Genomic DNA, 7,485 nt, shown 5'->3' with positions numbered 1-7,485 from the left:
GTTTGTGGCTGGTGTGTCCGTGCGGTCATCAGGCTGCTTCACCTGTTTCTGCCGTACCCGAGCGTGATTGTCGTGGCCCGGGGCCGACGATGAGATTCCTCAGTCCCCGGAAGGTGGGGCTGGCCTTCCACTCCATGTGCTGGGGCCTGGTGCGGACGGAGAGTTCTGGACAGCGTCGGACAAGCACATCGAACGCGACTTCCGCCTCCAGACGCGCGAGGTGCTTGCCGATGCAGTTGTGGATGCCGCCGCCGAAAGCCAGATGTTCACGGCGCGACTTATCGACCGTGAAGTGATCGGGATCCTCGAAACGCGCGTCGTCGCGGTTGGCCGCGGCAAAGGCCAGGAAGACGATGGATCCTGCCGGGATGGTCACCCCGCCCACGTCGACCGACTCGGTGGCGTACCGGTACAGAGACAGATTGAAGGGAGACTGATGGCGCAGCATCTCTTCTACGGCGGTCGGCACGAGCGACCGGTCGCTCCAAACGCGCGCCTTCTGATCCGGGTCCGACTCCAGCACCAGAAGCCCCGTGACGATCAGGTTCGCCGAGGTTTCGTACCCGGCGGCGAGCAACGCGTACGCCTGGGCGACCGCCTGTGACTCGCTGAGTGAGAGAGCGAGTTGCGTCAGAATATCGTCGCCGCCCGTCTCACGTCGCTGCGCGATGAGGCCGCGCAGATAGTCGACCATCCGCTGCGCATCGCGACGGAGCACCTCGGGTTCCGCGTCACTGGTGATCGTCTGTACCCATTGGTGGAACGTCTGGCGATCCTCGCGCGGAACGCCGAGTGTGTCGCAGATGACTCCGATCGAGTAGGGAAAAGCGAAGTCCTGGACGAGGTCGAACGACTCTTGCCCTACGACGGCGTCCAGGACCGATTCGGCCAGTTCCTGCATGGCCTGGCGCTTGGGAGCCACCGCCCGCGCGGTGAACGAGCTGTTGAGTGGTTTGCGTAGGGTGGTATGGATCGGCGGGTCGTTGTTCGCCATGTTGTCGTAGAGCAGCGAGCTTCGGTCCTGCTCTTCTCCGCTCTCTCGCGCATTGGCCGTGAACAACGGCATCGCCTTGTCTATGTCTTTTCGGAACCGGGAGTCCCGCAGCACGAACTCGACATCCTTGTAAGACGTCACCATCCAGGCACGCAAGTTCGGCGGCAGGTAGGCCATACCCGTTTCGAGTACAATTTCAGTGGGTTTGTTTCCGCGTTCTTTTAGCGCCCTGTAGACAGAATGGGGATCTCTGTAGAAATCCACGTCGAGATGGATCGGGCACCTGTTTTCACGTATCTCGGATGTCATGGACTTCTTTCAATGGAAGAGTTGAAGCAGTGCCGCTCCGCGTAAAGCCACGCTGTGATCGCAACCACCGTGCCAGATCTGGCAGTTGAGAGGTCCCGCAAAAGTCAGGCGTGGCCGAAGACGAGGGCGACGTTGTGCCCGCCAAAGCCGAAGGAATTGGCCAATGCGGCCCTGAACTGTCCCGTCCGTGGCTCGTCCGTCACCACATCCAGATCGATCCGCTCATCTACTTCTCGCAGATTGCGGGTCGCGGGCACGACGCCGTCTCGAAGCGCCAGGATCGCCGCGGCCGCACCCATGGCCCCGGACGCCCCCAGCATGTGGCCGGTCATGGATTTGGTCGCGGTGACCACGGCATGCGTACCGATGGTCTGGGAAATGGCATCGGATTCACACACGTCGCCTTGAGGCGTCGACGTCGCGTGGGCATGGACGTGCCCCACGTCCTTCCCTGTGATCCGCGCGTCGCGCAGCGACAGGGTCATGGCGCGCACCTGTCCCGCCACGTCCGAGGCCGTGATGTGAGCGGCACTCGAACCGATGCCCGCCCCCAGGGCCGTCGCGTAGACGCGAGCAGCACGCGCACGCGCGTGGTCTGCTCGCTCCAGGACGACGACCGCTCCCCCCTCGGCGAGGACGAACCCATTGCGCCGGGCGTCGAAGGGACGGCTGGCGTGCGCCGGATCATCGTTGGATGTGGACAGAGCCATCATCTGCGCGAAACCGGTGAGCGGCAGGGGCAACACACTCGCTTCCACCCCGCCGGCCACGACGACATCGGCCCGGCCTGCCCGGATGAGGTCCAAACCTAGCGCGATGGCCTCGGCCCCCGACGCACAAGCACTGACGGGAGCATGTGCACCGCCTTGTGCGCCCAGGTCCATGCTGACCCACGCAGCGGGGCCGTTGGCCATCAGCATCGGCACGGTGTGGGGCGAGACCCGCCGCGGCCCCTTGTCCTCAAGCGTGTTGCTCTGGGCCAGCAGGGACGTGATGCCACCGATACCGGTGCCCATGACCACCGCGAGGCGCTCAGGGTGGAGTTGCGGGGAGCCGGCGTCCAGCCAAGCCTCCCGGGACGCGACGAGGGCGATCTGCTCCGCACGGTCGAGCCGACGAGCTTCGGTCCGTGCCAGAAAGTCGGCGGGGTTCACCGCAAGGCGACCGGCGATCCGGACGGGCAGCCCTTGGGCCCATTCGTCCTCCAGATATCCAATTCCGTTGGCACCGCTCAGCATTGCGGCCCACGTACTCGGCATATCTCCACCGAGCGGCGTCATGGCACCCAGACCGGTAACCCATACGTCCACTGTTCCATCTTCCCTTCACTGCTGCCGGTCGGGCTCCAGGCCCACAAAGCCGGCGTAGGCCCTGGCATTTCTCACACAGTTCCCACCTGGGGAATGAAAAGAGCGGTTAAAGAAGCGTCGACGAGTAACGCGCATACCGCACTGCCAGGGAGAGGGGCTCCGTAAGGCTTCGCACGCTAGCCAATGCCCAGACGTGTCGCAAGAAGCCCTGACCGAAAGGGGTGTTGGCGATTAGGGGGGGTGCACCCCCCTAATTCTCTGCCCAATGAGTGCGACCGATCCGGCCGCAGTCCCACCGGGCGCAGCGGCGGGTGGTCACCCACAGCGCGAAGGTCACCGGGGTAGGGGGGGTGTCACCGGGCATGCTTTGATTGCGTGAGTAGTACACGCGGCGGCCGAAACCAGGCGCCCGGGAAGGAGCGATGTCCGTCATGGAGTTGGCAGAGCGATGCCGAGCGCAACAACTTCTTGACAGACTTTTTAAAGAGGCCCATGACGGTAGGGGGCAAGCTGCTCTGGTTCTCGGTCCCCCCGGGGCCGGTAAGACCGGAGTGGTCGACTATGTGAGAGGGCAAGCGGAGCGGGCAGGCGCGACCGTGCTCGGCGCCACGGCGTCGGCGGCGGAGCACTCGATCCCATGGGGCGTCGTCGCCCAACTCTTGTCCTGTCTGGGGTACTCCACGGACGAGATCGCGGCCGTGTGCGATGCGCCGGCCAAGGTCGCCGCCGCGATGTACGACGCCGTCTGTCTGGTCGCCGAGCGCACACCCCTGATCATCACGGTCGATGATGCCCACGACATCGACGGTGAGTCCCTGCGGTGCCTGCTCTACGTCATTCACCGCGTGGCCCCCATGCGCGTCCTCATCCTGCTCACGGGGAGTTCCGACCTCACCCAGCAGAGTCCGGTACTGACCGCTGAGTACATGCGCAATCCCAGTTGCTCGCTGCTGCGTCTTGCCTCGTTGTGCGCTGAGTGCGTCAGAGGAGTACTCGTCGAGCACCTGGGAAGCAACGTCTGCGACCGGACTGTGTCCCTGTGGCGGCGGGCGTCCGGGGGCAGCCTTCTCCTGCTGCACGCGCTGCTGAAGGACTGGTCAAGTTCCGGTGCACCACGTGAAGCGGGCCAGGGCACGGCCCCAACTCCCCTAGGTGGTGACGCGGTCCGGTTTGCCGTTCAGTACATCCACGGTCTGATGACCGAGGACGGCTTGCGGACCGCTCGGGCTCTCGCCGTCCTGGGAGAGTCGGCCACCGCGGAGCGGGTGGAGCGCCTGCTGCACCACCTGGGGATGTCCGCGGGTGAGGCCGCACGTTCGCGCAATGCCCTGGAGGCAGCCGGCCTGACCGACGGTCTCTGCTACCGCCTGGAGGCAGCCCGTGACGTGGTGCTGGACAGGACCCCGGGCGACGAACGGACACGGCTGCATCGAAACGCCGCGCTGGCTCTGCGCGAGGGCAACGCCGAACTGAGTGAAGTGGCAGGCCATTTGGTGCACGCGCGGCCCGCGCAGGAGCCTTGGGCGGTTATCGCCTTGCGGGAAGCGGCGGCGCAGGCACTGCATGAGCACGATGCCGAACAGGCCATCGTCTTCCTTCGAGCCGCGTACGACGCGTCCGCCGACAGCTCGACGCAAGCGCTGATCCGGGCCGAGCTGGCCCAGGCCGAGTGGGAGGTGGACCCGGGGGCAGTTCGCTGGCATCTGACCGAACTACTCGATGAGCATCGGGCCGGCCGACTGAGCCGGGAGCACAGCTTGCTGCTGGGCATGTATCTGTTGTGGTCGGGGCGAACCCAGGAGGTCAGCGCTCTCCTCACCTACCTCGATGCCATGCGGGAGGAGTTTTCCCAGGACGCACGGGCCCGCCTGGACGCATTGCGGATCTGGTTCGCGTACTTCTTTCCCACCTACGGCGCGCGATACCGAAACGGCCCTCTGGATTCCCCGCACGATCCGGGCCAGTGCATCGTTTCGGTCGATCCCCAGTGGGACGGAGCGCTGGTGCTCGCGTCGCTGCTGGCCGAGGGACCCACCGACGACGCGTGTGGAGCCGCCGAGCAGCTCCTGCAGGCGCAGGTGCCGCATCAACCGCTCCTGGCACCGACGATGGCCGCGTTGATCTCGCTGATTCGCGCCGCGCGCCTCGAACGAGCCGCGGACTGGTGCGACCGGTTGCTCGTGGGCTGCTCGGAGCGCACGACCACCTGTCAGGCGATCCTGCTGGCCGCCAGCGCAATCCTTGAGAGCTGGCTGGGCAATTTCACGACCGCGAGGAGTCGCGCGGAGCGGGCCCTGACGCTTCTGCCTCCATCGGCTTGGGGCGTGGCCGTCGGTCTGCCGCTCTCCGCCAAGGTTCTCGCCTGCGTCGGTCTCGGGGACCTCGAGGCGGCGGCCGAGTGCTTCCGTGCCCCAGTACCCCAGTTGATGTTCCAGTCCCTGCCCGGACTGCACTACTTGCAGGCGCGCGGCCGACTCCACCTGGCTGCGGGGCGTCACCAAGCAGCGCTCGGTGACTTCTACGCGTGTCGGGATCTGATGGCTGCATGGGAGCTCAAGGTGTCCGTCTTCACAGCCTGGCGAGTCCATGCCGCCGAAGCACTCGCCGAGCTTGGTGACCGGGATGAGGCTGCGCGCCTCCTGGAGGAGGAGCTGGCACAATCGGACCGGGGCAGCCCGTGGCTACGCAAGCAGGCACAGGTGCTGTACGACCGGTTGTGCAGCACCGGCGCCGGGGCGGGGCCCAACGCAAGGCCATCGGTGACGGAAGAGCCCCACGCTCTCAGCAGGGCCGAACACCGGGTGGCCCACCTCGCGAGAGAGAGTCTCACCAATCGGTCGATCGCCGAGCAGCTTGGTGTCACCCCCAGCACCGTCGAACAGCATCTGACGCGCATCTACCGAAAGCTGGGGGTGCGAGGCCGTGCAGAGCTCTCCGTGGTGCTGGACTCGGCCGACCTCCTCGTGGGGGATGGTTGAACGAGACTACACCCTGCGCAGTCCGCGGCCCGCCTTGCGTCCGAGATACCCCTCGCCCACCAACTCCCTGAGAATGCTCCGTGGTTCGCAGCCTGCCTCGGGAAACTCGGCGTGCAGCCGTTCCAGGATCGCCAGGGAGACGTCCAGGCCGATGGCGTCGAGCAAAGTGAACGGTCCCATCGGGTATCCGAATCCCCGTTCCACCGCAGTGTCGATCGCCCCGATGTCGAGAGCGGCGTCGTCCAACAACCGCACCGCGTCCGCGAGGTAGGGGAAGAGGAGGCGGTTGACGATGAAACCGGATCGGTCGGGGCAGGCTACGGAGACCTTGCCGAGGGCGGCACAGAAATCGTGGCCCAGATCCATCACGTGTTCGGCCGTGTCCGGTGTCCGCACCAACTCCACCAGCTTCATCGCAGGAGCGGGGTTGAAGAAGTGCAGGCCGATCGCCTCCCCGGGACGGCCGGCCGGAGCAGTACAGGCCGCGACGGACAGGCTGGAGGTAGTAGTGGCCAAGGTCGCACCGGGCCGGCAGACCTCCCCGAGTTGTGCGAAAACGCCGCGCTTGATCTGGAGATCCTCCGCGACAGCCTCGATGACCAGGTCGCAGCCGGAGAGCGCGGCGACTCCGTCGACGGCGTCGAGCGCCGCGACCGCCTGCTCCTTCCGTGCCGGGGTGATCCTGCCCCGACGTACCGACCTGACCAACGACGCTTCGATGGCTGTCGCGGCGCTCCGGGCCTTGTCCGTGCTACGAGCCACCAAGGTGACGCGGAGCCCGGACGCGGCGCATACCTCCGCGATACCGCGTGCCATCGTGCCGGAGCCGAACACCCCGACGTGGCGTATGGACTCTCCGGCCGGTAGGGAGTCCATACGGTCCCCCTCGTCGGAAGTCTTGGCGACCGGCAGATCCTGGCCGTCGTAGTGGTGGAAGCCCTGGCCGGTTTTCCTCCCCAGGGTGCCCCTTCGAAGCATCGAGGTCAGGAGCGGCACCGGGCGGAACGCTTCCTCACCGGTGTGATTCCAGTGAGACTCCAGGTAGCCGTGGACCTCGTCCACGCCCAGTTCGTCGATCAGTTCCAACGGACCGGACGGCAACCCGCAACCGAGTCGCATCGCGGCATCGACGTCACGGGCGGAAGCGAACTTCTCCGCGACCATGGCAGCAGCACGGTTGAGGTACGGGTAGACGAGCCGAGCGGCGGAAGCGCTCGCACGTTGCCCGAGAACGACGCATTCGACGCCGATGGCTGCCACGAGGCGTTCCGCCACATCAAACGCTTCGTCGGACGTGAGCGAAGTGCGTACGACTTCGGCGCGCTTGCCGATGGCCGGCGGGCGCAACAATCGCAGGCCGGCGATCCGGTCGGGGCATCCCGAGGCAGTGGCGAGAGGGAAGAGAGGCAGCGAGGAGGCCGTGGTGACGATCGCCGTCTCGGGTGGGCAGACCCGACGCAGCCGACGAAGCACGTCGCGCTTGGCGGCCAGATCCTCAGGCACCGCCTCCACCACGACACCGACATCGGCCAACGCGGTGATCTCGGTGGTCAGTGAGCAGGGGGCAGGCTCTCCGGTCTTGTCGGTGTCCTTGCGCTTGAGGCGTTGCTCGACCCTGGCGATGACATCGGGGTCATGGTCCACGCCAACCACCGCGCACCCAGCGGCGGCCATCAGGCTCAACAATGCTTCACCGACTGTCCCGAGTCCCACGATTCCGACGGCACGCCGGGGTCCCACTATGTCCTGCACGTCTGTTCCTCTGGTCTTCATCGGCTTCAGTCCCGGATGCTCAGGGCCGGAAGCGGTTGATCGCGTCGATGTGCCTGGCTCGCATCTGCGGGTCGCGCACGCCGAGGCCTTCTTGGGGTGCGAGGGCGAGGACGCCGACCTT

Annotated in this window: 4 protein-coding genes; 1 reads left to right on the top strand and 3 read right to left on the bottom strand. The window is 66.1% G+C overall.

All coding sequences use genetic code 11. From position 1 onward, the window contains the following. Positions 1-28 precede the first annotated feature (28 nt). Both ACZ5WE_RS36895 and ACZ5WE_RS36890 read right to left on the bottom strand, forming a co-directional pair. Positions 29-1,303, bottom strand: a complete 1,275-nt coding sequence (locus ACZ5WE_RS36895; RefSeq protein WP_467696008.1) for a cytochrome P450 family protein — start codon at positions 1,301-1,303, stop codon at positions 29-31. Between the two features lie 104 nt (positions 1,304-1,407). After that, entirely contained in the window at positions 1,408-2,613 is a 1,206-nt protein-coding gene (locus ACZ5WE_RS36890; protein WP_467696006.1) for a beta-ketoacyl-[acyl-carrier-protein] synthase family protein, read from the bottom strand. Between the two features lie 431 nt (positions 2,614-3,044). Between ACZ5WE_RS36890 and ACZ5WE_RS36885 the strand changes: the two genes are divergently transcribed. After that, positions 3,045-5,591, top strand: coding sequence for a helix-turn-helix transcriptional regulator (locus ACZ5WE_RS36885; protein ID WP_467696004.1), 2,547 nt, complete (start codon positions 3,045-3,047; stop codon positions 5,589-5,591). A gap of 6 nt (positions 5,592-5,597) precedes the next feature. On the opposite strand, the gene ACZ5WE_RS36880 is transcribed toward ACZ5WE_RS36885, so the two are convergent. Next, complete coding sequence (locus ACZ5WE_RS36880) at positions 5,598-7,364, bottom strand: 3-hydroxyacyl-CoA dehydrogenase family protein (protein WP_467696002.1); 1,767 nt, start codon at positions 7,362-7,364, stop codon at positions 5,598-5,600. Positions 7,365-7,485: the final 121 nt, after the last annotated feature.

The organism is Streptomyces sp. NPDC033180 (assembly GCF_055577645.1).
Note: the sequence above shows the minus strand (reverse complement) of the source record. Positions and strands in the feature narration are given on the sequence as shown.